General features: G+C 45.8%; 27 protein-coding genes. 6 read left to right on the top strand and 21 right to left on the bottom strand.

What is annotated here, in order from left to right; translation table 11 throughout:
* Nucleotides 1-29: 29 nt before the first annotated feature.
* Complete coding sequence (gene trmB, locus HW560_RS29465; RefSeq protein WP_179265327.1) at nt 30-779, bottom strand: tRNA (guanosine(46)-N7)-methyltransferase TrmB; 750 nt, start codon at nt 777-779, stop codon at nt 30-32.
* Between the two features lie 152 nt (nt 780-931).
* Complete coding sequence (locus tag HW560_RS29470; protein WP_062320234.1) at nt 932-1,132, bottom strand: hypothetical protein; 201 nt, start codon at nt 1,130-1,132, stop codon at nt 932-934.
* Nucleotides 1,133-1,404: 272 nt separating this feature from the next.
* On the opposite strand from HW560_RS29470, the gene HW560_RS29475 reads away from it, so the two are divergent.
* The 4 genes from HW560_RS29475 (at nt 1,405) to HW560_RS29490 (ending at nt 5,170) form a co-directional block, all read left to right on the top strand.
* Nucleotides 1,405-2,358, top strand: a complete 954-nt coding sequence (locus tag HW560_RS29475) for a tRNA modification radical SAM protein MnmL/YtqA (RefSeq protein ID WP_179265328.1) — start codon at nt 1,405-1,407, stop codon at nt 2,356-2,358.
* Nucleotide 2,359: 1 nt separating this feature from the next.
* A complete protein-coding gene (locus HW560_RS29480) occupies nt 2,360-2,944 on the top strand; it encodes a tRNA 5-(aminomethyl)-2-thiouridylate-methyltransferase MnmM (RefSeq protein ID WP_179265329.1) in 585 nt (194 codons plus the stop codon).
* A 189-nt stretch (nt 2,945-3,133) separates the two neighbouring features.
* Nucleotides 3,134-4,111 (top strand): type I phosphomannose isomerase catalytic subunit, encoded by a 978-nt coding sequence (locus HW560_RS29485; protein ID WP_179265330.1) that lies wholly within the window; start codon nt 3,134-3,136, stop codon nt 4,109-4,111.
* An 81-nt stretch (nt 4,112-4,192) separates the two neighbouring features.
* Entirely contained in the window at nt 4,193-5,170 is a 978-nt protein-coding gene (locus tag HW560_RS29490; protein WP_179265331.1) for an alpha/beta fold hydrolase, read from the top strand.
* Between the two features lie 127 nt (nt 5,171-5,297).
* On the opposite strand, the gene odhB is transcribed toward HW560_RS29490, so the two are convergent.
* The 11 genes from odhB to HW560_RS29545 form a co-directional block, all read right to left on the bottom strand.
* Complete coding sequence (gene odhB, locus HW560_RS29495) at nt 5,298-6,575, bottom strand: 2-oxoglutarate dehydrogenase complex dihydrolipoyllysine-residue succinyltransferase (RefSeq protein ID WP_179265332.1); 1,278 nt, start codon at nt 6,573-6,575, stop codon at nt 5,298-5,300.
* Between the two features lie 5 nt (nt 6,576-6,580).
* Nucleotides 6,581-9,454 (bottom strand): 2-oxoglutarate dehydrogenase E1 component, encoded by a 2,874-nt coding sequence (locus HW560_RS29500; RefSeq protein WP_090895091.1) that lies wholly within the window; start codon nt 9,452-9,454, stop codon nt 6,581-6,583.
* Between the two features lie 677 nt (nt 9,455-10,131).
* Nucleotides 10,132-13,719, bottom strand: a complete 3,588-nt coding sequence (locus HW560_RS29505; RefSeq protein WP_257031486.1) for a DUF5704 domain-containing protein — start codon at nt 13,717-13,719, stop codon at nt 10,132-10,134.
* A 108-nt stretch (nt 13,720-13,827) separates the two neighbouring features.
* A complete protein-coding gene (locus tag HW560_RS29510) occupies nt 13,828-15,114 on the bottom strand; it encodes an S-layer homology domain-containing protein (protein WP_179265334.1) in 1,287 nt (428 codons plus the stop codon).
* 367 nt (nt 15,115-15,481) lie between these two features.
* Nucleotides 15,482-15,943, bottom strand: coding sequence for an NUDIX domain-containing protein (locus tag HW560_RS29515; RefSeq protein WP_179265335.1), 462 nt, complete (start codon nt 15,941-15,943; stop codon nt 15,482-15,484).
* Nucleotides 15,944-16,087: 144 nt separating this feature from the next.
* A complete protein-coding gene (locus tag HW560_RS29520) occupies nt 16,088-16,450 on the bottom strand; it encodes a cupin domain-containing protein (RefSeq protein WP_090895083.1) in 363 nt (120 codons plus the stop codon).
* Nucleotides 16,447-16,965 carry a GNAT family N-acetyltransferase gene (locus HW560_RS29525; RefSeq protein WP_371129116.1) on the bottom strand — a complete coding sequence of 173 codons (519 nt, stop codon included), beginning with the start codon at nt 16,963-16,965 and terminating at the stop codon, nt 16,447-16,449. The genes HW560_RS29520 and HW560_RS29525 overlap by 4 nt, the downstream gene beginning before the upstream one ends.
* Before the next feature lie 167 nt (nt 16,966-17,132).
* On the bottom strand, nt 17,133-17,387 hold the full coding sequence (locus tag HW560_RS29530) for a hypothetical protein (RefSeq protein WP_143067006.1): 255 nt from the start codon (nt 17,385-17,387) through the stop codon (nt 17,133-17,135).
* A gap of 170 nt (nt 17,388-17,557) precedes the next feature.
* Nucleotides 17,558-17,926 (bottom strand): YybH family protein, encoded by a 369-nt coding sequence (locus HW560_RS29535; RefSeq protein ID WP_179265336.1) that lies wholly within the window; start codon nt 17,924-17,926, stop codon nt 17,558-17,560.
* A 29-nt stretch (nt 17,927-17,955) separates the two neighbouring features.
* Nucleotides 17,956-18,465: an 8-oxo-dGTP diphosphatase gene (locus tag HW560_RS29540; RefSeq protein WP_090895079.1), complete on the bottom strand. Its 510-nt coding sequence runs from the start codon at nt 18,463-18,465 to the stop codon at nt 17,956-17,958.
* Between the two features lie 356 nt (nt 18,466-18,821).
* Nucleotides 18,822-19,607, bottom strand: a complete 786-nt coding sequence (locus HW560_RS29545) for a DUF3891 family protein (protein WP_090895077.1) — start codon at nt 19,605-19,607, stop codon at nt 18,822-18,824.
* Nucleotides 19,608-19,800: 193 nt separating this feature from the next.
* On the opposite strand from HW560_RS29545, the gene coaA reads away from it, so the two are divergent.
* Nucleotides 19,801-20,730 (top strand): type I pantothenate kinase, encoded by a 930-nt coding sequence (gene coaA / locus HW560_RS29550; protein WP_090895075.1) that lies wholly within the window; start codon nt 19,801-19,803, stop codon nt 20,728-20,730.
* A 58-nt stretch (nt 20,731-20,788) separates the two neighbouring features.
* Nucleotides 20,789-21,151, top strand: coding sequence for a DUF423 domain-containing protein (locus tag HW560_RS29555; protein WP_109999507.1), 363 nt, complete (start codon nt 20,789-20,791; stop codon nt 21,149-21,151).
* A gap of 69 nt (nt 21,152-21,220) precedes the next feature.
* Here HW560_RS29555 and HW560_RS29560 read toward each other — a convergent pair whose 3' ends face one another.
* The 8 genes from HW560_RS29560 to HW560_RS34110 all read right to left on the bottom strand — a co-directional run bounded on the left by HW560_RS29560 (nt 21,221) and on the right by HW560_RS34110 (nt 26,399).
* Nucleotides 21,221-21,772, bottom strand: a complete 552-nt coding sequence (locus HW560_RS29560) for a histidine phosphatase family protein (RefSeq protein ID WP_179265337.1) — start codon at nt 21,770-21,772, stop codon at nt 21,221-21,223.
* A 32-nt stretch (nt 21,773-21,804) separates the two neighbouring features.
* Complete coding sequence (gene murI / locus HW560_RS29565; protein ID WP_179265338.1) at nt 21,805-22,629, bottom strand: glutamate racemase; 825 nt, start codon at nt 22,627-22,629, stop codon at nt 21,805-21,807.
* A 32-nt stretch (nt 22,630-22,661) separates the two neighbouring features.
* Nucleotides 22,662-23,048: a hypothetical protein gene (locus HW560_RS29570; protein ID WP_179265339.1), complete on the bottom strand. Its 387-nt coding sequence runs from the start codon at nt 23,046-23,048 to the stop codon at nt 22,662-22,664.
* Between the two features lie 237 nt (nt 23,049-23,285).
* Nucleotides 23,286-23,981: a GNAT family N-acetyltransferase gene (locus tag HW560_RS29575; protein ID WP_179265340.1), complete on the bottom strand. Its 696-nt coding sequence runs from the start codon at nt 23,979-23,981 to the stop codon at nt 23,286-23,288.
* Between the two features lie 232 nt (nt 23,982-24,213).
* On the bottom strand, nt 24,214-25,098 hold the full coding sequence (locus tag HW560_RS29580) for a serine/threonine-protein kinase (RefSeq protein ID WP_179265341.1): 885 nt from the start codon (nt 25,096-25,098) through the stop codon (nt 24,214-24,216).
* Complete coding sequence (locus tag HW560_RS29585) at nt 25,095-25,676, bottom strand: GNAT family N-acetyltransferase (protein WP_179265342.1); 582 nt, start codon at nt 25,674-25,676, stop codon at nt 25,095-25,097. Before HW560_RS29585 ends, HW560_RS29580 begins: the two co-directional genes overlap by 4 nt.
* Nucleotides 25,673-26,254 (bottom strand): DJ-1/PfpI family protein, encoded by a 582-nt coding sequence (locus HW560_RS29590; protein ID WP_179265343.1) that lies wholly within the window; start codon nt 26,252-26,254, stop codon nt 25,673-25,675. The genes HW560_RS29585 and HW560_RS29590 overlap by 4 nt, the downstream gene beginning before the upstream one ends.
* Nucleotides 26,255-26,276: 22 nt before the next feature.
* Nucleotides 26,277-26,399, bottom strand: a complete 123-nt coding sequence (locus HW560_RS34110; protein ID WP_257031488.1) for a hypothetical protein — start codon at nt 26,397-26,399, stop codon at nt 26,277-26,279.
* Nucleotide 26,400 lies beyond the last annotated feature (1 nt).

Below are 26,400 nucleotides of genomic sequence, written 5' to 3' on the forward strand. Positions count from 1 at the left end.
CAGACACATTTCACGCTTTTTTTGGAATATTATTCTTGATCTTCGCCAGACTCGTCCGCTGCTTCCCGCACTTTATACTTGTCCAAGCGGATTTGTTGATACTCGCGCAAGGCCTCTTCACCAACGATAACTTCAACCCGATGAATGTTCATGCCTTTACCCATGAATTTCTGCTCGTACTCAGTCATGACATGCTCTTCATTCAATCCATCGCGGTGCAGGTTCAGGGACAAATTGGTCATTTGCAGACCAAAGTCGGCGATCGCATTGAGAGAGAAATCAAACAATGTCTCCGAATCGGTTTTGAAATGAATCTGTCCCTTGGTGTTAAGCAGTTCCGTATATTTCTTCAGGAAACGTGGATGTGTCAAACGACGGCGTGCATGCTTGGCTTTCGGCCAAGGATCACTGAAGTTCAGATAAATCCGTTCCAGTTCTTCCGGTTCAAATACTTCCTCAATCTGTTCGATATTAGCAAGCGCCAGCTTCAGGTTGGGAGGTGTCTCCACTTCTGCCTGGCTCCATGCTTTCCGAGCCTTCTCGCTGGCACGACGCACCAATTCATCATACATATCAATACCGATAAAATTATATTCCGGATATTTATAACTCATTTGGCTGATAAATTGACCTTTACCCATGCCAAATTCCACAAAGATCGGATGGTCATTGCCAAACAGTTCAGACCATTTTCCTTTGTACTGTTTGGGATCAAGAACAACGAGGTCAACTTGTTGTTCCAGATTTTCCCGAATCCCTTTTCTGCCACGTAAACGCATCTTATTCCTCCGTTTATCCATACTTGTCTCAGAATCATTTTGCCGAAGAACCGGCTAATTGTAAAGAGCAATGAAAAAGGAATCTTCGGATCTGCCACTTTGGGGCAAATCTCAAAGATTCCCTCTTCGATTTATTTGGAATTGGGGTCCAACTACTTTAATAGTTCATAGTCTACCTTATCTTGGTGTGAAAAATCAAATGTCTTTTCGAAAGCATCGCGAACTTTTTGTCTTGCAGCCGCTTTCACTTTCGGATTGCCATTGAAACGAACACCTGTCAAAGCCAGAGCTTCTTCTGCCGTCAGTTCTACAGAAACATGATGAAGATCATTATTTTTAACTTGGGAATTCATTCATATCACCTCACGGTATAGTATGGTCCATGACGTCAACATTAATTCAAATGCTATGATGAATAGTACCCATTAGATGGTGTCTGACGCTGGTTTAAATATAACATAATGTGTAAACTATAGCAAGGATAAAACCTCGTTTCTACGGCCTATTTTTGCGACTAGATTCCCCTTTTTTTGAGTTTTTTGATACAATGGTAAAAGTTCAAAAAGAGTCGAATTCAGTAATATAACAAGCAAGCCATTAGGTAAGCCAAAGGAGTACCCTGAAGATGAATGCACCTTCAATACAACCTCCTCTTCTGTGGGGAGATAAACGATTCCATACCTGGAATTATGAAATGAGAGACGAATTTAACAATAAGGTTTTCAAAGTGATGCTGGATGCGGGTTTCACCTGCCCGAACCGAGATGGATCTATCGCCAAAGGGGGCTGTACATTTTGCAGCGCTCGTGGATCGGGTGATTTCGCCGGTAGCAGACGGGATGATTTGGTCACCCAATTTAATACCATTCGGGATAAACAGCATCTGAAATGGCCTACAGCCCACTACATTGGCTATTTCCAAGCCTATACCAACACATACGCACCCGTTGAAGAACTGCGTGAATATTTTGAAGAAATTTTGAAGCAGCCCGGTGTTGTGGGTCTGTCCATCGCCACTCGGCCTGACTGTTTACCGGATGACGTCGTTGATTATTTGGCTGAATTGAATGAACGCACCTACCTCTGGGTTGAGATGGGTCTGCAAACCATTCACGAGTCCACGTCAACCCTAATTAACCGTGCGCATGATACTCATTGCTATGAGGAAGCCGTTGCGAAGCTGCGCAAACGGAATATTCGGGTGTGTACACATATTATTTACGGACTGCCGCAGGAAACCCATGAAATGATGCTGGATACCGGACGTGCTGTTGCCAACATGGATGTGCAGGGAATCAAAATTCATCTGCTTCATCTGATGCGCAAAACACCAATGGTGAAGCAGTATGAAGCCGGTCTTCTTCGTTTCCTGGAACAAGACGAGTACATTAAACTGATCGTCGATACGCTGGAGATGCTGCCACCCGAAATGATTGTACACCGCCTTACAGGGGATGCACCGCGTGATTTACTAATTGGGCCGATGTGGTCCATGAACAAATGGGAAGTGTTGAATTCCATTGATCGTGAGCTGCGTGAGCGGGATTCCTGGCAGGGTAAATACTGGAGGGGTGCTTAAGATGGGCTTTCTTTCAGTTTTAAGTTGTGCCCATCAATGGATTTCTTCCCGTTTACAGCCTGGAGATTTAGCTATCGATGCAACGGTAGGAACGGGGGCGGATACTCTGTTTCTGGCACAAAAAGTTGGTAAACGCGGGCAAGTCATTGGTTTCGATATTCAGAGCGAGGCACTTACCCTGGCACAAGCCCGTATTCGCAAACAAGAGGACAGCGCTAAATTGGGCTCCATCTCCATGCTTCAATTAAGCCATGATCGTATGGCTGAGGCCGTTCCTGAAAGTTGGCAGGGTAACGTCGGTGCTGTAATGTTCAACCTGGGGTACCTGCCTTCGGAAGGTGCGGACTCCACCATAATTACGGAAACAAACAGTACCCTTGCTGCACTTCAGGCTGCACTGGCATTGCTCAAGCCGCGCGGCATTATTACCATTGTGCTGTATCCGGGTCATGATGGAGGATCACAGGAAGCGGATGCGGTTCTTGAGTGGTCCTCTGCTCTGTCTGTAGAGCAGGCACAAGTGGTAATCTATCGCCAATTGCAGCGTGAGACCTCCCCTTTTCTGATTGGCATCGAGAAAAAATAATTTCCTTTGTCCAACAAATGCAATAAACTAGACACAATCGCAACAAAGTACTCTTTGGGTTCAATTTATGCGATTTGTGTTCTACATAAAGACGTGCAACCGTATTCACTTTCTCACATTCATGTCAGCTATCTGGTCATGATTGATTAAAGCGATCCACCATTTCATATACTAGAGGAGAGATTAGGAATGCCTACACCATATCCACTGCAATTCCAACCAGAGTTCAAAGAACGTGTATGGGGAGGTCGCGCGCTGGAACAATTCGGCCTGACGCCACCTGAAGGACATATAGGAGAAGGCTGGATGATTGCGGATCATCCCAACGGTACAACCAAGGTATTGAATGGAGCACTTGCTGGAAAAGGACTGGACGAAGTTCGTGAACAGCAGGGCACAGCATGGCTTGGAACCAAAGGCGTTTCGGAAAAGGGCGGAAGATTCCCGCTTCTGATCAAACTGCTTGACTGTAACGATGATCTGTCCGTACAAGTTCATCCAACAGATGATTACGAAGCACTGCCTCCCGGCGAGCTTGGCAAAACGGAAATGTGGTATGTGCTGGATGCCAAGCCAGGAGCTCATATCATCTACGGCTTGAATGAAGGCGTTAATCGTGAAGTACTGAAGGAAGCGCTGGAAAATGGTACGGTCATGGATACCCTTCGTCAAGTACCTGTAGCGGCTGGAGATACGTTCTTTATCCCTGCGGGAACGGTACACGCTCTATGTGCAGGTGTCGTTGTGGCTGAGATTCAGCAAAACTCGGATACAACCTACCGAATTTACGATTATAACCGCCCAGGCCTGGATGGCAAACCACGTGAGCTGCATGTTGAGGATTCATTGAATGTAACGGCTTATGAGGGTGCTGGCGCCACGACGATGAAAACCAATAACGCAACTCCAGGTGAGTGGCTGAAGCTTGCGGAATGCCCATACTTTGTAGTGGAGAAAGGGATTGTTACCGGACGTTGGGAGCTCTCTACAAGTGCTGAAAGCTTCACTATTCTTGTGGTCTGTGAAGGTAGCGGAACGCTGGAGTGGGATAACGCGGAATCGGATAAGATTGATCTAAAAGCTGGACAATGTTACTTACTGCCTGCCAACCTGGGCTCCTATACGCTGGATGGTAACACTACTGTTCTTCGTTCTTATTTGCCATAATCCAATAACCAATGATCTATTCAAGTGATTTACTTAGCTTATATGGCTCTAATGTGACCTGTGAAGGAGGATTTACACGAGATGCAGGAATCTACCTTTAGCCTGGTTGGCAATGAAGGTACCCGTATTCATGTGTACCGCTGGCTTCCCGATCCGGAGTGTAACATCAAAGGTGTGGTCCAGGTTGCACATGGCATGAGCGAGACTGCTGCCCGATATGCGGAATTTGCCCAACATCTCACCACGCACGGCTACGCGGTCTACGCGAATGACCATCGTGGTCATGGTAAAACGGTAGAAAACCCGAATTTATTGGGCAATGCCGGCGTCGATGCTTTCCGCTGGATGGCGAGTGACATGATGAATCTGGGCGAAGTTGCCGCCAAAGAAAACCCTGATGTGCCCCTCTTTCTGATGGGGCATAGCATGGGGTCGTTTCTGGTACAGCATCTAATGTATGCTGGCCACGAGCGTTACCATGCATTTATTTTGTCCGGCACCAATGGCAAACGTGGTCTTCTTCGGATTGGAGAGAAACTGGCTTTCTTGCAGTGTGGCATTCAGGGGACGGGTCATCCAAGTATGCTGCTCAACGCGCTCGTATTTGGCGGGTTCAACCGTTCTTTCCGACCGGCAACAACACCGTTTGATTGGCTGTCTCGGGACCCCGAAGAGGTCAAGCGATTTATCGATGACCCTTTGTGTGGAGCCATCTGCTCCGCAGGTTTTTTCCGTGACTTTTTCAAACTACTGTTGGAGATTCACTTGCCACGCAACATGAAACGTATTCCCAAGGATAAATCTGTATATCTGTTCTCGGGTGAACAAGATCCGGTGGGACTTCATGGCAAAGGAGTGCTTAACCTGGTCTCGCAATATCGGGAGCTTCAGCTTGAGGATATCGAATACCGCCTCTATCCGGGGGGACGCCACGAAATGCTGCATGAGACGAATCGGACTGAGGTTGCAGGGCATGTCGTGGAGTGGCTGGAGAGGCATACACCCGACTACAGTGCATATCATTCCAAAGCACATGCAGAAACAGCCGATTCCATATAATGCGACATAAATTACTTATACAATGACGAAAGCCCCTGAACGGGTGCACAGCATACACTGTGCTCCGTGTTCAGGGGCTTTCTTTTTTTTATTTATAAGATGGCAATTTAATGTTAAACGTTATGGATTACCCTTCGATCAGCAAAGACTCTGGATCTTCAAGCAATTCTTTCACCGTTACGAGGAAACGTACGGCTTCGCTACCATCGATGATACGGTGATCGTATGACAGAGCGATATACATCATCGGACGGTTCTCCATCCGCTCTGCATCAATCGCTACTGGACGAAGCTGGATTTTGTGCATACCCAGAATACCTACTTGAGGTGTATTCAATATTGGTGTGGACAACAGGGAGCCAAACGTTCCGCCATTGGTAATGGTGAAGGTTCCTCCTTGCAGATCAGACAAGGCCAGCGTGTTGGAACGCGCTTTGGATGCCAGATCAGCAATGCTTTTCTCGATCTCAGCGAAGCCAAGACGATCTGCATCACGTACAACCGGTACGACAAGACCTTCTTTGGCAGATACCGCAATACCGATATCATAGTACTTTTTGAGAACTACATCTTCGCCATCAATTTCCGCGTTAATGGTTGGGAACTTTTTCAGTGCGCCTACAACCGCTTTGGTGAAGAAGGACATGAAGCCGAGATTAATTTCATGTTTCTCTTTGAACTTGTCCTTACGACGTTTACGAACATCCATGATTGCCGTCATATCTACTTCGTTAAACGTAGTCAACATCGCTGCAGTCTGCTGTGCTTCTACCAGGCGTTTTGCAATGGTAGCACGACGGCGGGACATACGTTGACGCTCTACTGGTTTGGTATAGGTGGAACCACCTGCTGCCGGCGCACTAGGTGCTGCTGCGGGAGCTTTAGCAGGAGGCGCTGTAGGAGCGGCAGCCTGAGTGTTGTGAGTTTTCACATCATCCTGATAAACACGGCCAATCGGATCTTTGCTCTGTACCTGATCCAGCTCAATACCACGTTCACGTGCAAGTTTACGAGCAGATGGTGAAGCTGTCTTCGAACTGCTATCCGAAGATTCCGGTGCTGCAGCAACGGGTGCCGGTGGCGGAGTTGGAGCTTCCGGTGCAGGAGCAACTGCTTGTTTCTGCTCCGTCGCTGCTGGTTGGGAAGCGGGCGCGCCGCTTCCTCCCCCAGTTCCTGCCGAGAGTGTTCCAATCGTTTCACCGATTTCAACAGTCTCGCCTTCCTGGCGAACAATTTTCTCAAGAACACCGCTCTCTTCAGCACTGATCTCAATATTCACTTTATCCGTTTCCAGTTCCAGAAGAACATCACCCTGATTAACGGTGTCGCCTTCTTTGACCAGCCATCTGGATACAGTTCCTTCCGTTATCGACTCACCCATTGCAGGTACTTTAATTTCACTCACAGCTGTTACCTCCCCAGTGGAATATTATTCTTCGTCGTTTGCTTCAATGCGGATGTAATGATCTGTTGCTGCTCCATGCCATGCACAAGTTGATAACCGCTGGAAGGACTCGCATGTTCCGGGCGACCTTCGTATTTAACGGTTATTCCTTCTGGCGCGATTTCACGAAGACGAGGCTCCATGTATGTCCAGGCACCCATGTTTTTGTTTTCTTCCTGTACCCACACCAGCTCTTTCAGCTTGCTGAAACGTGCAAGCACACGCTTGATTTCTTCCGCCGGGAACGGATACAGCTGTTCGACACGAATAATGTGAAGCCAAGACCAATCTGCTTTATCCTTCTCAAAAGCATCTTCCAGATCGATGGCGATTTTACCACTGCACAAGATGATACGCTCTACGCGATCCGGTTTCGTGCCCAATCCTGCTTGCTCCAGCACAGGCTCAAACTTGCCTTCGCTGAACTCTGTTGCAGGTGAAGCGACGCGAGGATTACGAATGAGACTTTTCGGCGACATCATAACGAGCGGACGAGCATCTTCTGTTTCAGTCAATGAAGCCTGACGACGCAGCAGATGGAAATATTGGGATGCACTTGTCAAGTTCGCAACGGTCATATTGTCTTCTGCACAAAGCTGCAGGAAACGTTCCAGACGAGCACTTGTATGCTCAGGTCCCTGACCTTCGTTCGCATGCGGAAGCAGCATGACCAGACTGGATTTTTGTGACCATTTGGCACGGCCGGCAGATACGAACTGGTCAAAAATAACCTGTGCACAGTTGGCAAAATCTCCGAATTGAGCTTCCCAGATTACAAGCGTATCTGGAGAGTAGACGTTATAGCCGTATTCGAAACCAACAACCGACTCCTCAGATAATGGACTGTTGTAGATTGCAAAGGATGCTCTTGCCTGTGGCAGATGATGCAGCGGGCAGAATTTCGCACCATTCTCGGAGTCATGCAACACCAGATTCCGATGGGCAAACGTTGCACGCTCTGCATCCTGCCCGCTGATCCGGATCGGTTTGCCATCCGCAAGAATAGTAGCAAACGCAAGCGTCTCTGCAAGACTCCAGTCTACCTTCTCACCTTCGTTCAGAGATGTGCTTCTGCGCTGCAAAATGCGCTGTAACTTCGGATACACATTAAAATTCTCTGGCCATTTCAGCAAGTCTGCATTAATTGCCCGCAGATTTTCCAATGGTACCGCTGTTGGAATAATCGAAACGGCTTCAGGCTCATTAATTTGACGTTGGTAATATTCATGTACTTCATTGTTCTTCATCTGCTCGTATGCTTCTTTTAAGCGGTTCGTCACAGCCTCACGAATGCTGTTGATGGAAGCATCGTCGATTACCGATTCCTCTTTCAGATGATCCTGGTACAAGTGGCTAACCGTTGGATGAGCTTTTACTTTGTCATACACCGTCGGCTGAGTTGTTTCCGGATCATCCGTTTCGTTATGACCATAACGACGGTAACCAATCAGGTCAATCAGGAAGTCCTTTTTGAACAGGTTACGATATTCTGCTGCCATACGAATAGCTGCGATACATGCATCAGGATTGTCTGCATTGACATGCACAATCGGAATTTCATATCCTTTGGCAAGGTCACTCGCATAATACGTTGAGCGTGAATCACCGCTGTCTGTAGTGAATCCAAGACGGTTGTTCACGATAATATGAATTGTTCCGCCATTTTGGTAACCAGGCAATGCTTTGAAATTGAGCGTTTCAGCTACAATTCCTTCCCCAGGGAAAGCCGCATCACCATGCATCAAGATGGTTGCCGCTTTGGTTACATCCTGCTTCGGATATCCCGGATCACGGCGGTCATCCTGTGCTGCACGTGCAAAGCCCTGTACAACCGGGTTTACATATTCCAGGTGACTCGGGTTATTGGCAAGTGTAAGACGCGCTTGTACTGTTTCGCCGTCTTTTACATAACGGTTTGCGCCCAGATGATATTTGACATCCCCCGTCCAACCGTAATTGATTCCTGTTGACCCTTCGGAAGGAACCAAATCCTTGTTCGGAGAATGATGAAATTCAGAGAAAATTTTGCTATACGGCTTGCCCAGTACATGAGCAAGTACGTTCAACCGACCACGGTGAGCCATTCCCATCAGAATATGACTTGAACCAGCGTGTGCCATAATTCGGACTGCTTCATCCAGCATAGGGACTAACACATCGTTACCTTCAATGGAAAAACGTTTTTGCCCAACAAATGTTTTGTGGAGGAAATCTTCAAATTGCTCCACTTCTACCAAACGTTCCAGCAAAGCTTTACGCTCCTCTGGATTAAGCGGTGCCGGCGAAGTACGAGATTCTGCACGGCGGTTCAGCCACTCCCGCTCATGAACTTCATGCACATGGCTGAATTCATAAGCGATAGGACCCGTATATATTTGCCTCAGGCGCTGGATGGCATCCAATCCTGTTACCGTCTGTCCATCTGCACCTTCCCAGATCAGGGAAGCTGGCAGAGCTTTCAAATCTTCTTCATTCAATTCAAAATGCTTCGGTTCAAGCAAAGAAGTATCTGAATCTTCACTGATTCCTAGAGGATCAATGTCGGCCGCAAGGTGACCATAGGTACGAATATTCATTACCAGTTTCCCTGCTGTAACCGCTTTCTGTAATAGTTGAATATCCACGCTTCCGGAAGCCTTTTGGGCATTGCCAGAATACGAGGCTGTATGTGCATCCCTGCCAGACATCGGCGGTGCACCCCATTGTTCAAATAATTCCCGATAAGCCGGTGTAACTGCACCCGGGTCTTGGGAGTATAATTCATATTGTTCCTGTACGTATCCCATATTCGGGCCATAGTAACTTTCCCAGGGTTTCTTGTTGCCTTCCTCGATCGTCATCGACGTTCCCTCCGTCTTGATTTAGTCATAAGTTTTTGACGGAAATCATTGACTAAGCCGTAATTTGCGTTCGTTCAACATTTTAAGCTAAATTTTTCATGAAGTCCAATAATCGTGCTGTTGGTGGTAGTAACGTTGTTCCGACGCTCCCGTCAAGGTTTGTCTGCGTTTTCAAAATCATAGTAAACTGATGATTGTATATACCGTCGCACAGATGTCGAATACTGTCCTGATCCGTTCGAGGGTTACACCTTCCTCAACTTTTCCAAGTGAAGTCCGTGTTCTAATATCTATTCTATAAACTTTTACGCTCAGGAGCATTTCCTATTTTTAGTTCAATTGATGCATAAATTAGATGAATCGAATAATTGGAACATTTCCAACCCACAAATGTGCTCTGATTGTATGGCGTTATGTTGTTAATCGCTTGTCCTAAGATGGTTTCTACATACTTTCAGTTTTCTCCCGATTTTTAGCCTCCTTATTTAGAATTGTGGTCCATATTGTGCAAAAACAAACCGTCAAGATAAATATTAACCATTTGGCTTGGTATTCAACAAAAAAATGGGTGTTTCTTGCAATTCAATGTTATACACCAAAAGCCGCCTGTAATGCGTAAAAGCATCCGGGCGGCTTCTTTTTGAATTGGTTTATTTAGGCTGACAGTCTTTTTATTTTTAATGTGGCACCTGAGACTGGAAATCGCTCCGGCTGGACTGATCTGCGTGGTAAAAGACCACATCGCCATCCTTCAAAGGCCAAGTTCGGCCTTGACTGTTTACTGGGCTAATGTTGAAACCTTCCATCTGCCACTGATTCATCAGTGGAGCATAAATGTATTGCAGGTGTGGAGCTTCTGTATTCCCATCTCGAAGTGTCTCGATATTAAAGTTGACCACGATATATCCGTCCTTCAGAAATACAGAAGCCTTTTCATCCAGTTGATTTTGTCTTGCGAGCGATTCAAGATTGGTTCCCTTTGGCACAGTGTATACATCCGCAGGCAGGCTGTATTCTCCGTACCAACGTTGGATCGCCGCATTCGCTCGGTCTACACTAACACCCGAAGGAATGTCTGTCTTGGGTCCAATCAGTGTACGAATGGAAGCGGGCAGAATCATCCAATCATAGCGGCCTACCCACGTTTTCTGGTGAGAGGTTTGATCTACAAGCGTAACCATATAATCAGCGAGCGAACTCTGATTGCGTTCATCGGCAGTCAGTTCATACGTATACTGATAACGCGCCGTATCCCCCAATTCCGTACCGGGTACGTTACGCAACCTCGAGTTCAGGACAACAAACCTTTTCTCCAAATCCTGCGCCGATCCTATCCGAATAAGTCGCTCTTGACCGCGGTGGTAGTATAGATCAACCTCTTGTCTGGAAGAGCCGTCTTTGCTCACAAAGTAGAATGTTGGAGTAATTCGAACACCATCCTGTTTGCCAAACATATTGCCTTTTGTTTTCAGGTCAAACTTGATATGGTAACCCGTTTTCACCGCAATATTACTGAAACCCTGCACTGGATGACTGCCTGGGCGAACAGGTAACACGAATGGTGCCAGATTCCCTCGCGGATCACCATCAATACTGTTAAGTCCTGTCCAGTAGCTCACTCCTGTCGGTTCCGAACTCCCAAGCTGCTTGCGGAACACGTTCTCCCAATTATAATCAGCGATATCCGTAACGTGAAAATCATACAATCGCCCAATAACCTCCACCGGAACCGTATCTGCCGCAACATGATGGGTCAGATTCGTGTTGGCATCCTGCTGTTCGGTGAATGTCGAAGGAGCATTTTCTGCAATATTGCGAAATTCAATTCGGTAATGTCCTTCATCCACCCATACTGGAAGATAGAAAACGGTATCCAGTTGATTGACCGGAATGTCCACCCAGGTCTTGGCTGGAATAAACTGACTCCTATCGGCGTTATAGACGTCAAAAGGGAAACGAATCTGCTTGATACGAAAATACTTGGCATAGTCCCAATTGCCATAACCCGGGTAACTGTTTGCGTCCAGATGCTGCCCTGCGGTAGGGATGCGCACGATAAACGGTCGTTCCAGAATAAGTGCCGAACTGGTCGGATCAGGTACTGTTTTCTGATTATGCGGCTGATCATCAGACACTGAGGCGTAGTTAACAACAGGCGTGTGCACCGTGACAGAATTGATGCCTTGAATAGAAAACTTCTGATCCTGACCTCCTTTAATGTTGCCAGGAATCAAGCCATATGCGATCTCTCCTGTTGTCGGTTGATCCGCCTTGTTGACCAGTGTATTTTGAATAGTTAAACGATTCTGGTACAGCACGTTGTCGCCGAACATACCAGGCTGAGGGATAGTCCCAGGTCGCGGAGCAGTCTTATCCATCGGAGCAGGATCCATCACAGTGGTACCGTTAAACACTACCTTGTCATTATTTACAGTATTCTCTTTGACCTCGGCCTCTGCTTTGGATTGGAATAATGACGTCTCCTCAGGTGTAGGCGGCTCGCTGTCACCGCCTGGCTTTGTCTCAGTGCCAAGGTCGATTGCCTTGCAAGGTGCTGGTTTCACATGTGCGGTAACGGCATCATCATTAGCCGATTGTAAGGTCGGCGGTGTATATCCGTTTGGAGTCAGCGTTACTGTACCACCGTAGCCACCAAGTGCATAATTGGATATCGTAGCTTGATTTAGCTGATAGACTTCCAAATTATCAATCTGCCAAAAACTATATTGCCGGATAACCTGCATTGGTTTTTCCACAGGAACGTCTAGCTCCTTAGGTTGTGCAGGTGTGCCTGGATCATTCGGTCCTGTCGAGGCTCTGCCCGGAATCGTCCACGTTTTGTGATAATTCTTTTTTACGTTGACCGTATAAGTGACTGTACCCGTCATGTTCACCCAACGGTGCTGGAACAAGTATCCTTTAGCCATGACATTTGCATAGAGATCTTCAGAAGTCGGGATGCCTCGAGTGACATCAAACTTCTCAGATCCCCGATCATCAGCCTTAAGCACGCCCCGCACGGAGGGGTCCATGGCAGCCGATTCGATCAACGTTCCTTTATTAGGGGGACTGATGGTCACGGGGCAACCCACAACACCGCCGTTACCTGGATCAGTTCCCCCGTCTCCTCCGTTGCCTGTGCAATCCTTTACATCTAACACCTGCGTTCCTTGCTCATCCAACTGCTGGGCAGTGTCCACAAATCGCGCAGTGATAGTGGTGCTGCCGACAATACCTTTAATCGTCATTTTCCCATCGGCACCTATGGTTGCTACCGCTTGTTTGGAGCTTTGCCAGGTCAATTTGGGATGAGCGGTAAGCTCATGAACAGAAAGGTCTGACTTGGTCAGGATAGCTTTCGCTTGCAGCGGTGTAGCTGTGTCAGCTTTACAGGCGTTTGGCAGGTTCACAATAAGTCCTGGTTCGGACGTTACCGTAATATCAGCCGTATCCGAGATTAGATATGTACCATTGTTCCAGATTGCACGAACAAAAGCAGTACCCGGCTTTTCAGCCTTCACCATTCCGGTTTTGGGTTCAATACTCACAATACTCGGATCAGATGACCACCAGGTGGTCTCAGCCTCGCGTCGACTTACGTCGATGCCGTTACTCCATTGTGTAGAACCGTAGTTTTTCGTCTTAACTTTGGCTACCATCTGTTTAGTTTCTCCAACCGTTAGGGTGGAATCTGGGGTTACGTCAATTTCCTTTTCTTCTTCGAGATCCCCTTCCCAGATGATGTCCATTGGAGTGAAATAGGCTACTTTATGTTTAATACAGCCTTCGGTTGTTTTTCCTCCATTTTCAAATGGGTCGTTCTGAGTCCATTCATGACTTCCACCAGTTAAAGTCCGAATACCCACAATTGTGCTTGGAGGTGTGATAACCGTTCTTCCTACTCCTGTATAAGATTCTTGTTCAGGTTTTGTTTGATACTCTACACTTTTGATTTTCACTTCCTTGAAACTCGAGGCCGATAAATTATTCCCGTTATATTGGGGCCAAGAAACTGCTGGCCAGCGTGAAAAGTCAACACTATCCGGCACCTCTTTTAAAGCGGGATAGGGAGTGGAACAACCCCCATCATTGTTGGAATATGTGGGACCACCACTGTGGTCTGCTCTAAATCTTCCATCATCAATTTGATACCAGTAAACGCCAGGGGTACCGATTGTTTTTTCAGCTTGAATAGATTTTAGAATAGGACTCTTCATTGACTTTGGACCGTATGGATCACTTACAGCATAAATAGAATTATTCATCGACAACCCCGCCAAACAAAAACTTATGACGAAGAATACAACCACTGTTTTAGACCAACTGAATACGGGCATCCGCATTCGTTTTTTCATAGAAGTACAATCACCTCACTAATAGTACATATTTTGTATTTTCATTTCTCCTATATTCTCCGAAGCGATATGATACGTCCCATTCTTGAAATCTAAAGAAGATCTAGTCCAAAACCTAACTTTTTTGCCCTTAGTAATGAGTTCTCTAGGACTGTTAGGAATGGTAGTGAATCCGTTCTTTTTTGCATAATCTAAATCTAATCTTCTAAACTTCAATAAACCATTATTCAGACCACTACTATAGGTTATTAAATCAGTATTATCTGTGTTTGATGTAAAAGATAGATCTGCAAATGTTAAATAGTAATCACCACTTGAAATTTTGGGTTCCACAAATAGTTTGGTGTACATTCCTTGAGGTTTACCATTTTGAACTTTCACTACTATAAACCTATGAAACGTGAGCACTCCTGAATTGTTAGATAACTTTATATCTCCCTTAGATAAATCACTAACCGTGACAGAATTTTTAGTATAAAAATAATTACTAATCGTCGTTAAATTCGTCCCTGTCGTGCCTACCTCACGCATTTCATTCAGATCACTGTACTTCCCTGCATCCGTACCTTCTACATCCATATAACGCAGCAAAATGGCAGACACTTCGGCTCGCGTTGTTGGATCAGCAGGCTTCAGGGAACCATCCTCAAATCCGCCGACAATGCCAGTGCCGCGAACAAGTGCAAGATAAGGAATTTGCTCTGCACGAATCGTTCCCCGATTCACTTCAGGGGTAGGTAGCAGTGTATTTTGGGTATCGTCAAAAGCATCCTGGAAACTGGTTCCCGATTTGATCAGTCCGTTTGCAATCCATTTCATCATCTCATAGCGTGTCAGCTCAGCATTGGGATTGAATCCTTTCGGATAATCATTAGCGTTAATAAAGCCTTGCCCAACCAACTGTGCCACAGCTGATTCAGACCAGTGTCCCTTGAGATCAGCAAAAGGATTCTCGCCTTGTACCTTTTCCAAGCTGGTTGCACGGCTGAGAAGTGTAGCATACTCACCACGGGTGATTTTGGCATTGGGGCGGAACGTACCGTCCTGGTAGCCGGAAATTAGATTTTTATCATAGGCTTTAACAATTGTAGCCTGCGCCCAGTGCCCTTTGATATCTTTGAACTTCGTAAGCGCAGAAGCTGTAGTGCCCGCTCCATTCGTGCTTGTAGCAGCATCCACAGTAGACACCAGACCGACGGTTCCAGTAGTCAGCAGCGTTCCTCCTATCAAAACCGTCGTCAACATACCGACTATCAACACATTCCTTTTTGATTTCCTACCGTTTAATCTCATCTGCTTCTTCAAATCTACTCACTCTCCTATGTACCTTAGTATGGGGCAAACTTCTGCTTCTTCAGCACTCGTACTACTCTTCAAGCCAAAACCTAAATTTGTCATAATCATCAATATTCTACCATGCAAATCTAGGCTATTGGTATTATTTTTCAGCCATCCCCATCACTACAAGGCATGCAACCTCCCCTTCCAAAGACCCAATTCACCCCTAAAAACACAAAAAAAGGCCACGAATCCGCAGATTCATAGCCTTATGCTTTAAGGTGTCAGTCCTATTCAATTGAAAAAAATGTAATCTATCTATCACAGAATAAACGATTCTGTTCCATTTGACCAGTCCTAAAATTAAACCAAAATAGGTTTCTATCAAAATTGTTCATTCAAAACTGTTACCTGACAACCCTAACACTCCACTATTTCTAATCATATACGCTGCAAATGGCGTCAACGATAACGCTCCGACCTCTTCCATAGTAAACCATTGTGCGCCCAATGAATCTTCACCATCCGGTTCACTTTTGATCTCATAAGGCCGACTTTCGCTTGTCAAATATACATCGTACAGAATTCCAATATGGTGCAGCTCTTCCGGCTCGCCTTCGTAAACCCACACCAATACGTTTGATTCCGCAGAACGAATCACCAATTGTAGATTGGAAAGACCCGTCTCCTCCTCGATCTCACGGTGTAGGGCGGTCTCCGGTTGCTCACCAAACTCCAACCTTCCTCCAGGCAAATCCCATTTCCCCATATAGGCTCCTCTAGCCTTATGTATTAACAGGAATTTTTGCTCCCAAGTGACTAAACCGTATACCCCCATGTGTGTGTACCGATCCATTTAAAGGTTCTTCCTCTCGTCTGAGAGATGCCTAACTTGCTCTTCCAATCTACGAATACGCTTATTCATCTGATAGAACGATGGAGTAAAAATCACCCCAATAATAATAACAATGACCCAAACACTCAAATCATCAGCCCCTATCTAAAAGTCTCCCGCCTCTAGCGATAACCGAACAATTAGTTCTTCACCCTCAATCAACAATGCGGTTAACCCTATATCCGAGCCAGATTGGTGATTCTCTCCGTTGGTCCAATACGCGGCTTCTCCCGATCGTACAGCTACCCGTTCGCCTGTCTCACCTTCCACCCAACCTTCCCCTTCAAGCACCAGAAACACCTGCTCACCCACAGCTGCATGCAAACCTACACTTCCTCCTGCAGACAGTTTCAGTTGTGCTACGTGGCAGGCTGTTGTGCTTCGGAGTATCGGCGTAATCTCTGCTCCCTCACTACCATAAGAGGTAATACTGCGACGGTCCTTTGATTTGAGGCGATATATCTTCACTTCTTGTTCTCCTCTGCCACGGTATCTAGGTCCAGAGCCAAACGGATCATATCGACGCAGCGAATACCATCTTCTATAATCTCTTCTTCATAATGTTTCACAAAAAAATCCCGATCGACCCCTATAATGCGAAAACCACAGCGTTGATACAGCTTCAACTGATGAAAACTTGAGTTGCCTGTCCCAATTTCTATCGTTCGACCACCGAGCCTGCGTGCTGCTTCTATCGCTTCCTTGATCATGTGTTTGCCAACGCCCTGTCCCTGTAACTCTTCCTGTACGGCAATATTAACAATCTCTACCGTCTCTGGACGCGTCTTAAGCAAAACAAACTCTCCTACCATTTCCCCTTCATATTCAGCGATAAAACAAACACCGCGACTCAGATATTCGTCAACTATGGCTTTGGACGGATCAGCCATCAATAAAAGTTCATAAGGTTTTTCTTCTTCCCAGTCCAAAATCCGGAACGACAATTTCACACCAATCTCCACCTTTTCCTCGTACATATTCATTTAACGTCCCGTTTGCAGAAGCCTATGTATGGCTAGTCACCAAATATATAACAACCTTCCGTATATAAATGTTTGGGTCTGAATTCATATTTTTCTCTTTTTATAACCTCGGGTTACTGCGGAACGATATTTATCCTTTATTTCATTCATCTAGTTCACCAAATCTATTAGCTATTTACCGCTCCAGCCTGATTTTGATAATGACGAATCACCATGCCAGAGGCTTTTTGCATGCCCTGTTTCTCATAGAACGACTGAAGTTCTCCCGTTTCTTCATCAACAGCCAGTTCGACAGCATAGGATTGTTCCAGCAATTTCAGAAATGTAGGCGTAGATGGAGGGTTTGGCCAACCTTCGAAAAAATTCCCGCTAAGTTGGTCGATACCTATTCCCTCCAGCGATTCACGAAATGTAATCTCCATAATAGCAAGTCATCTCCTTTTAAAAAAAGTAAACTTCATTATATCATAATATCTGGATATAAATATATATAATTGGCTGATAAAATATGAGGCATGCTTCAAATAGAAGCCTTAATTATTAGCTTTATTCAAGTGAACTGATCTAAACACGCAACGTCCTATTCCTCACGTTAAACCCCCGTACTTAAATGCTCGTGGATTAATTTCCATTCTCCATTGATGTCTGCAACAAATACATTGGTAGCCCGACCTTTTCCCGAAGCCAGCTCCCCTTGATACATTCCTTTCCAGTGATAGGTATAAATACAGACTGCCTGCTCTTCGCCAGTCGTAATCCACGTGACATCTTCTGCACGATATACCTCATCCTTGACTGTCTCCCATGCGTTTTCAAAATAAGCCCGAATTTCGTTAAGGGTAGTGCAAGACGTTCCCGTAAACCAATATACGGCATCCGGTGATAACCATTTGCTTACCTCATCAAACTGATGTGTATTAGTTGCTGCAATATATCCTTCAAGCGCATGCTGGTATCCCATGATTTCTTCCGCCTCCTGAGCGTTTTTAATTATTTGACTTCACTCTGTTCAAGAACCGAATCGCTATACACCATAAACGTCTCTTTCAGTGTACGTCCGGTTGATTTCTCCCAGATTACACTTCGTTCAAACGTTCCTGCTTGAAAAAATCGCGGGAAACGTTCTGCAAACCAATCCTGCATGGGCAGCTCAACCGCCTGTCCTAGAGACACCCACAACAGTTCACCTTCCGGTGGCTCGCTCAAAAGCTCCCCCTCATAAGAAGTAGCCACGTAGTTGAATACCATATAACGTAATCCTTGCTCCGGGTCACAAAATTCATCAAGACCTTTGTATGTAATTTCTTTTACCACAAGTCCTGTTTCCTCTTTAACTTCTCGCACGGCACCATCCACAATACTTTCCGGAAAATCAACTTTCCCTCCAGGAGCAATATATCCCGGAAATCCTTTTCGGTTCGGTCGATTCATTAATAGCACCTGATCATTTCGTTTGTCCCATACCATACACATCGTTAAAATCTCAGTTCTAGTGTCCATGTTGATCCTCCCAGTTGCCTTATACAAAACTTAATCCCTTGCAATCCACACATATTCACTACGACAACAGAAGGCCTTTCCCCCCTTTTATCCCTAGTTTTTTTCTGTCTTCTTCGTTCTTGTGGAATTGTTGAATTCATCATATATATTTCCGTTGTACACTAACACTTCTGGTACGTAGATAGATTTTCCTGCTTCAATCTCTATTCCAAATCCATCTTAAATTTTCCTAACTTCTGCAAAGTCAATTTGGATATAAAAGCATACGAAAGACGGACACCGGAAATTTCGGAGGCCCGCCTCTTTGTGATGTATGCAATGTTTTGTTTTTGAGCCGAATATCGATTAGGCGATCCTCAGCTCATGCCTGTAATTAACACTCGGCGCTCTTTCCACTCGGCACGACGATAAGCCTGCAGCAGACCAAATTTGCGGATACTTGCTTTTGGCACCGATTTGTAAGGCATAACGACCGTAAAGTCCTTATCAAACGGCACAAAAGACAATCCTACTTTCTCATTGGAAAGCCACTCGGCATGAATGGGTTCCCTTGAACAGGCATCGAAGGTACAGCCGAGTCCATCAGCGAAAAAATCATAACGTGCAGCAGGTGTTCCGGGTTCCTCCATACAGAGAAAAAGGCTGAGCTGATCACAAAAAAGCATGATTTCCACATCACTTTTCAGCCTGAGTTTCAACGCCTCACCGCCACCAAGCTGCTGTTCCCAACGCAACTGGTGTTCCTGTTCATCGTCTAGATACTCCCTGATATCTTCATCATCATTGGCGTTAGCACCCAGATTGTTTTGAAACAATTCTGTATACATCATGCTGCACAACAACCCGGCGTACAGGTTTTTCTCACGGACCTCTTCAATACCTTTACGGTAAAATACAAATCGCGGACGTAGCGGAAAATCACGAAACGAATACGGTATCTGACTATAATCATTCCAGAATGGAGCAGAATCCAACTCAATCCATCCCCGATCATGCTCTTTTGCGGCAAGAATCAGATCTTCTCGATGCGCTTCATCAGTTAACAATTCCGTTTTCCAATGGGAAGCCATTTCTCCGGCTACTAGTCCATGCTCATGCTGTGCGGTCAAAACAAAATCATGCTCTCTCTCATATACGATCATTTGCTGTCACCCTTCCGCATGGTATACGTTGACTTTAACATAATTTGGTTTACAATTTCCTATAAGTTGCTTTTCATTCAACTTTCAGGGAATATACTAAGGAGCCATCAATGTAAAGGTGTTGTCAGTTCCCTGAAATTTGGTACACTAATGATTGTGCCAACATAACATTACATACAGAAAGCGGGATCTCATGAATTTATACTCTCCTTACACCGAGTTTAACCGCAAGGAATGGGCTGACTTGAAGAAATATCAGACCACTCTTCCACTAACGACAGCGGAATTGGAACAGCTAAAGGGATTAAATGAAGAGGTATCCATTCAAGAAGTTGAGGATATTTATTTACCTCTTACCCACTTTATTGACTTATACGCAGGAGCTTCACGAGAGCTGAATCGCTTAACGGCATCTTTTTTAAAAAAAGAAGCACATCACGCTCCCTACATTATCGGTATTGGGGGCAGTGTTGCCGTGGGCAAAAGTACAACCGCCCGCCTGCTTCAGGCTCTTCTGGCCAGAGGCAAAGGCAATCCCAAGGTGGATCTGGTCACAACAGATGGTTTCCTGTATCCCAATGCCGTGCTGCAAGAGAAAGGCATTATGAACCGGAAGGGATTCCCGGAAAGCTACGATATCAAGTCCCTGATTCAATTCATGGGTGATGTCAAATCAGGCAAACCCGAAGTGATGGCTCCCGTATACTCCCATCTTGCCTACGACGTTATTGCAGGTGAGGAGACGGCTATCTGTCAGCCGGATATCCTCATTATTGAAGGAATTAACGTGCTCCAGGTTAAAAAGGAAACCCCACTGTTGGTCAGCGATTTTTTTGACTTCTCCATCTATATTGATGCGGAAGAGGAGCATATCCGTCACTGGTACATTGAGCGTTTCAAGCTGCTGCGTAATACAGCATTTCAGAATGAGAATTCCTTTTTCCACAGTCGTTTTGCCAATCTAGAAGAAGATGAGGCTGTTCTTACAGCAAGTCAGATCTGGAAAGATATCAATGCCAAAAACCTGCACGAAAATATCCTGCCAACCAAAGGAAGAGCCAGACTGATTTTGAAAAAGGAAGCGGACCATTCGATTCAGCGCATCCAATTGCGTAAGCTGTAAGCTTCATAATGAGCAGAAACATTCTGCTTCATACTCATTAAAAAGGAGACAAGACCACATGCAGACCTTGATTATACTTGGAAGTATCATGATGTTTCTTGCTGTTGCCCTTGGAGCATTCGGTGCACATGCGCTCAAACGCAGATTGTCTGCTGACATGATCAAAATATACGAGACTGGCGTTCAGTATCACCTTGTTCACGGAATCGGAATCATCCTGCTCGGACTGCTCGCTGATCGACTGGAGCAGCCATCTCTTGTGTTGCTGGCTGGATGGTTGCTATTCGCCGGCATCCTCTTGTTCTCGGGCAGTCTATATGTCCTAAGCGTAACTGGCGTTCGAAAACTGGGGGCGATCACACCCCTCGGCGGAGTAGCTTTCTTGGCCGGTTGGGTCATGTTATTCGTTGCCGCTTTGTAAAACCAACATCGTAAACTGAAAAGAGTGTTCTAGTCGATCTCAAAAATCGCTGGAGCACTCTCTTTATGTTTAACTTCGCCATATACGGCGAATGCTGTGTGTAACTTTATCCCCCTGCTGTTTTTCCATGACATATACATCAGGATTAGATAGATTTTTCCACTCCTCGAAACCAAAGGATGCATCATGACTGCGAATGAGCAGAGATAACAGATTGCCGTGTGTAATCACAGCCCCGCTATGCTCCGGCCTGCTCCACAACTCGTCCAGCACCTCAAGGCCCCGAGCTGTCGCAAAACGTGAAGATTCACCACCTTCTTCTGTCCAGTCTTCGTCCGTGTATGTACGTTCAAGCACATCCATCCAGTTATCCAGATGAAGGGTACTAAGCACCCTTTCTTGAAGACGTTCATCCGTATGTATATGTTGCAGGACGGTTTTGCCCAGTGGCGCTGCGGTTTGAAGTGCCCTTTTCCACGGACTCGACACAATGTATTGTATAGGGTGCTCCGCCAACATCTCAGCAAGTTCTTCCGCCTGACGAAGTCCTTCATCCGTAAGCTCGGCATCCGGTTCTTGCCCTGTAGCTTTGGCATGACGGATGAGATAAATAGACTGCATCGCCCCTCACCTCCTGTTGATTCAACTTACCTTCAATGCTTCTCCAGATATTGGAGTGCAATTCGCATATTCTCCTGGTCTTCCAGACGGCCAGATGAACTAAGAAAAGTAACCTTTTCTTCTGTCCACACGCCCTTTTGTTCTGTTAGCCCAAGAAGCTGCTTCAAGCGGTTAACCGTGCCCGTACTGCCATCAATAATCTGAATATGATCTGGCAGAACCGTACGAAGAATTGAGGTGTAGAACGGATAATGCGTGCAGCCAAGCACAACTGTACCGTATAAGTCCAGATCAAAATCAGCCAGTTTGAGGCGGAAATATGCCGCAATCTTCTGTGGATCAAAGTCCAACTGCTCACACCACTCCACAAGTTCAGGTAATGGAATGGAATCGACACTGTGGTGATCATCCACACGGGATACCAATTCATGATATTTTGTTTGACTCAAGGTCAGGGCTGTAGCAAATACAAGCACTCTCTTACCGCTTCGTCGATTCATTTCCACAGCTGGTTTCACAGCGGGCTCCATCCCGATAACGGGGATATCATATTTGGCACGCAAATCCTTCACGGTCAGACTGGTCGCTGTATTGCAGGCAATTACGATCGCTTTCACATTTTCCTGAACAATCGCCTCCACACAATTGAAGATATGTCCTCTAACCTCATCGGCGGACTTGGTCCCATAAGGAACATGCAGCGTATCGGCATAATACAGAAATGCTTCTTCAGGGAATTGATGCAAAGCCTTATGCAAGACGGTTAAACCACCGATTCCCGAGTCAAAAAATGCAATTTTCTTCTTCAAGGATTTCACCTCTATAACGTATTCTTTCAGGTTCCTGGAACCTCTCATTCCTGCTCATGATGACTGGGAGGTGAGTTATGTTATTCTACCTTCATTTTATACTGTCTGAGCCAGTCTTTGCCACTTTGCCAGTGCTCCACGGGATCACGCTCTCCGAGCAGCTCCGTACTTGCCTGAGCCATAAGCCATTCCTTAAGCCCATCATTCGAACTTGAGTCCAGCTGCTGAATCAGGAGGTTCAATCCCTCTTCACCCGTACTCAGAATCTGAACATATGCTTCTGTATTAGCCGCAATATAATCACCTGGGTTACTACTGGTGAGAACCTCAGGTTCATTCACGATTTGCTGAAGATTGCTTTCAATCTTCCAGCTTATGTCCTGACTTTCCGTCTGATTCGAGCATGCTACCAACATCCATGCTGCACACAGCATCACAGTGCCGCTTGCAATACGTTTGCGAATCATGGAATCACTCCTGTCCCTGCTCAAACTTATGAATAGCATTCTCAGTAAACTCGATAAAGCTATGATTATAATTATACTCATCCCGATAGAGACTGATATGCGCTACAATGACTTATTGCAGGTTCTTTTGTACAAAAATCCTAACCATTGCAAAAACACCAACTTTAATTCCGGGTAACCAACTCAGCGGATTGATACTCTATATTTAACATAAACAGAATAAATGAAACCATCTTTTTATGACGAAGTCGTGATGCTGAAATCCACACCAAACTGGATTAGTCCCAGCTTCCGGGCAACAGCCTGTGAAGCTATATTATCCCATGATGTACTATAGATTGGAATGCGCCCGCTCTCTTTAACATGATACTGCCAGCACTTTACCGCCTCTGCTGCATAACCCTGTCCTCTGAAATTAGGCGCCGTATACAGACTCGCCTCAGCACCCTGTTGGGATACAGGGGCTGAACAACATACAGCGACAGCCGAATCCTCAATGACATAAGCGGCAACGGGCATTTTTCCATGCAGATGCTCTATTAAATCAGGAAAATGCTCTTCCAGAAGAAAAGTACGATGACTCTCTATAAGCTGAACATTTGGATTCCATTCGCCACACGTCTCGGGAAATGTGTATGCCGGGCCCATCCATACACTCTTCACTGGCTTAAACGTCTCCACTCTCCGAATCAGCTTCGCAACATCGAGCGAAAGCTCAGCGTCACAGCCCAGTTCCTCAATCAGAGTGAACGGCAGCTGATGATGATAATAGGAGCATTGCCCGACAGAGGTTATCCCAATAAATAAGGCTGGAGCCTGCCCACCATCCGGTTCATTAATGCTTAACAGACGCTTCTGATTGTCCATCGTATACAATGTCTCTGCCTGAATTTTCATCATATCCATGGGTGATAGGTTTGAAATAGGTTTCATAATTACGGAATGAACCTCTGCAATAATGGTTCGCCTACACTTCTTTTTCCAGCGTCATCCTGCTTCAGAAAATCAGTTATTAATCCGGATATCGTATATTTGCACATTGGCTATACCCCCTCATTAATTTCCATTATACGGTATATCCCGTGCAGATACGAATGCAATGTGCACAATTGCGTATGTGTAATATACGAGAGGATTTAAGATCCAGACAATGATCCAATATCGCTTAATTATTCTGCAGCACAGCTTTTTTCCATGCATCTCCCAATTCAGCTACTGACGCATATCGATTTGCCCGCTCGGGGTCTACCGCTCGAATAACCACCTGGTACAACGCTTCTCCCGCATCCCACTTGGCATAGGAACGATCCAACTCTCCACCGAGCAGCGAGAATGCCATCGCCCCCATGTTGAACACATTTGTGACTCCATCCACCGGTGCACCCAACTCCAATTCCTCAGGAGACATGAACCGGGATGATCCCCACATCCGTCCCATCGTATTCGTGAAAGAGCCCTTTCGATACAAATCAATATCGCATATCTTCATCGTTTGTTTGTCAAAATCATAGATCAGACTGCCATCGTAAAAATCAACAGCCACATACCCTCTCCGCTGCACTTCGATGTGGAAATCCAAAATCTGCTCCATCGCCTGAATGCGCGTATTTACCGGAAGCTGTCTGAATCGATAATAGGGGGATCGAGGGTCCTCATACTTGGCTGGTGGTGGAAAATCCCAATGGGCATGCAGACATTCTCCTTCCACCCAATCAAATACACAGGCGTAGCCATGTTCCGTTGCAAAATGGTCTTTTAACTGAATCAATGTGTCATGTGCCAAATCTTCGTAGATGGAAACGGATGATTTCAAATCATGAATCGCTTCGGCAGGTACAATTAAACTGTTCGCATGTATCGTGCGCGCTCCAGCATATTTCACGAATCTCCGCTTTCCGTCCCGACCCAGAACACCAAAGGACAAATTGCCGGAATCCTGCTGATCAAACACACGAAATACGGTACCCAGGCGCGCGATCCACTCGAATGAATGAGGTTCTTTTAACTCAAAAGAAATGCCGTCAAGTTCAAGCTGAACCGTGTCCGTCATATGTCACCCCCTGCTTCAATATGCTCATAACTCACATTCAAACGCTCAGCATAAAAGTAAGTCATATGAGCCTCATCGTAACCCTTCCCCTGAACGACCAGCGCATTACGCTCAATGCCATAGGTTTCAAAACCGTACTGCTCATACAATCGCCTTGCTGACTCATTTGTGGTAACCACACTGAGATTGATTTGCTCTGTGCCTTCCAATTCCCTGCCCCGATCCAACACTTCGCGGAGCATGCGGGAAGCAAGTCCACATCCACGATAAGACGGTGAGACATAGACTCCCCAGATATATCCTTTGTGCCTCAGCTTTAGTCCCTGTTCTCTTTTGAATCCCATCGTTCCTGCGAGGATGCCTTCTTCTGTATATGCACCCAAAATGTAATCATCGGGTTCGGTATGTATGCGTTCCTGCACTTCACTCATGGGAAGCTGAATGGACATTTCAAATGAAGCCCCGAAGGCTTCCGGATGATTTTTCAGCGCTTCCAGCCGCAAAGGCCAATATTTCTCTGCCTCATCTCTGCGTATATTGCGAAGGATGAACACGTTCTCCTTCTGATCTCCCTTCATTCTTCAATCACTCCCTGCATGTCATAAGGATAATCGATCTGGAGCTTCACATGTTCTGCTGCTTCCTGGCCTGCAAGCAAACCTACAACATAGACCCCAAGATCAATAGACGTCGCTACCCCGCCGGCTGTAATCACATTTCCGTCTTTCACAATCCGGGTTTGAATTACCTCGGCAACGTATGGCTCAAGCAATTCATAGACATTGGGATGCGTCGTTGCTTTTTTACCTGTTAAAAACCCAGCTGCCCCCATCAGCAGAGAGCCTGTGCACACGGATACCTTTAGCGGAACATTCTCGGCCTGTCTCAGCCAGCCCACAAAAGCCTCATCGAATCGAAGCTTGCGTGTTCCCATGCCACCAGGCACAAAAACGAGATCATATTCCGCCAAATTAGGCTTCACCCGGTCCACCTTTAACGTTAGGCCTGATTCGTCCGTAACCTGATCTGTCATCGCACATGTTTCCCATGTCGTGCCTTTGGTTTGTTCAAAGAAATTCAACCGATTGATCACATCATAAAATCCTGCAAAATCAAGGAAAGTCAAACCATCAAACAAAACAAAAGCGATTTTCATATCAAAGCCCTCCAGTGTTTTTTTATTTGGACGCATCCCGCTCCATGGCTTCTTTCACCCAATCACGTTCCGTTAGTTTACTGTTGATACTGAAGAGCAGGCCAACAATGGATAGCAGTAAAATAATGACGATGATTTCGAGCATA

Source organism: Paenibacillus sp. E222, from assembly GCF_013401555.1.
Taxonomy (GTDB): Bacteria; Bacillota; Bacilli; order Paenibacillales; family Paenibacillaceae; genus Paenibacillus.

What these genes read in the sequence shown, in the direction of transcription:
- trmB (WP_179265327.1), bottom strand. Translation starts at nt 779, where the DNA reads ATGCGTTTACGTGGCAGAAAAGGGATTCGGGAAAATCTGGAACAACAA.
- HW560_RS29470 (WP_062320234.1), bottom strand. Translation starts at nt 1,132, where the DNA reads ATGAATTCCCAAGTTAAAAATAATGATCTTCATCATGTTTCTGTAGAA.
- HW560_RS29475 (WP_179265328.1), top strand. Translation starts at nt 1,405, where the DNA reads ATGAATGCACCTTCAATACAACCTCCTCTTCTGTGGGGAGATAAACGA.
- HW560_RS29480 (WP_179265329.1), top strand. Translation starts at nt 2,360, where the DNA reads ATGGGCTTTCTTTCAGTTTTAAGTTGTGCCCATCAATGGATTTCTTCC.
- HW560_RS29485 (WP_179265330.1), top strand. Translation starts at nt 3,134, where the DNA reads ATGCCTACACCATATCCACTGCAATTCCAACCAGAGTTCAAAGAACGT.
- HW560_RS29490 (WP_179265331.1), top strand. Translation starts at nt 4,193, where the DNA reads ATGCAGGAATCTACCTTTAGCCTGGTTGGCAATGAAGGTACCCGTATT.
- HW560_RS29500 (WP_090895091.1), bottom strand. Translation starts at nt 9,454, where the DNA reads ATGACGATCGAGGAAGGCAACAAGAAACCCTGGGAAAGTTACTATGGC.
- HW560_RS29505 (WP_257031486.1), bottom strand. Translation starts at nt 13,719, where the DNA reads ATGAATAATTCTATTTATGCTGTAAGTGATCCATACGGTCCAAAGTCA.
- HW560_RS29515 (WP_179265335.1), bottom strand. Translation starts at nt 15,943, where the DNA reads ATGGATCGGTACACACACATGGGGGTATACGGTTTAGTCACTTGGGAG.
- HW560_RS29525 (WP_371129116.1), bottom strand. Translation starts at nt 16,965, where the DNA reads ATGAATATGTACGAGGAAAAGGTGGAGATTGGTGTGAAATTGTCGTTC.
- HW560_RS29530 (WP_143067006.1), bottom strand. Translation starts at nt 17,387, where the DNA reads ATGGAGATTACATTTCGTGAATCGCTGGAGGGAATAGGTATCGACCAA.
- HW560_RS29535 (WP_179265336.1), bottom strand. Translation starts at nt 17,926, where the DNA reads ATGGGATACCAGCATGCGCTTGAAGGATATATTGCAGCAACTAATACA.
- HW560_RS29540 (WP_090895079.1), bottom strand. Translation starts at nt 18,465, where the DNA reads ATGGACACTAGAACTGAGATTTTAACGATGTGTATGGTATGGGACAAA.
- HW560_RS29545 (WP_090895077.1), bottom strand. Translation starts at nt 19,607, where the DNA reads ATGATCGTATATGAGAGAGAGCATGATTTTGTTTTGACCGCACAGCAT.
- coaA (WP_090895075.1), top strand. Translation starts at nt 19,801, where the DNA reads ATGAATTTATACTCTCCTTACACCGAGTTTAACCGCAAGGAATGGGCT.
- HW560_RS29555 (WP_109999507.1), top strand. Translation starts at nt 20,789, where the DNA reads ATGCAGACCTTGATTATACTTGGAAGTATCATGATGTTTCTTGCTGTT.
- HW560_RS29560 (WP_179265337.1), bottom strand. Translation starts at nt 21,772, where the DNA reads ATGCAGTCTATTTATCTCATCCGTCATGCCAAAGCTACAGGGCAAGAA.
- murI (WP_179265338.1), bottom strand. Translation starts at nt 22,629, where the DNA reads ATGAGAGGTTCCAGGAACCTGAAAGAATACGTTATAGAGGTGAAATCC.
- HW560_RS29570 (WP_179265339.1), bottom strand. Translation starts at nt 23,048, where the DNA reads ATGATTCGCAAACGTATTGCAAGCGGCACTGTGATGCTGTGTGCAGCA.
- HW560_RS29575 (WP_179265340.1), bottom strand. Translation starts at nt 23,981, where the DNA reads ATGAAACCTATTTCAAACCTATCACCCATGGATATGATGAAAATTCAG.
- HW560_RS29580 (WP_179265341.1), bottom strand. Translation starts at nt 25,098, where the DNA reads ATGACGGACACGGTTCAGCTTGAACTTGACGGCATTTCTTTTGAGTTA.
- HW560_RS29585 (WP_179265342.1), bottom strand. Translation starts at nt 25,676, where the DNA reads ATGAAGGGAGATCAGAAGGAGAACGTGTTCATCCTTCGCAATATACGC.
- HW560_RS29590 (WP_179265343.1), bottom strand. Translation starts at nt 26,254, where the DNA reads ATGAAAATCGCTTTTGTTTTGTTTGATGGTTTGACTTTCCTTGATTTT.
- HW560_RS34110 (WP_257031488.1), bottom strand. Translation starts at nt 26,399, where the DNA reads ATGCTCGAAATCATCGTCATTATTTTACTGCTATCCATTGTTGGCCTG.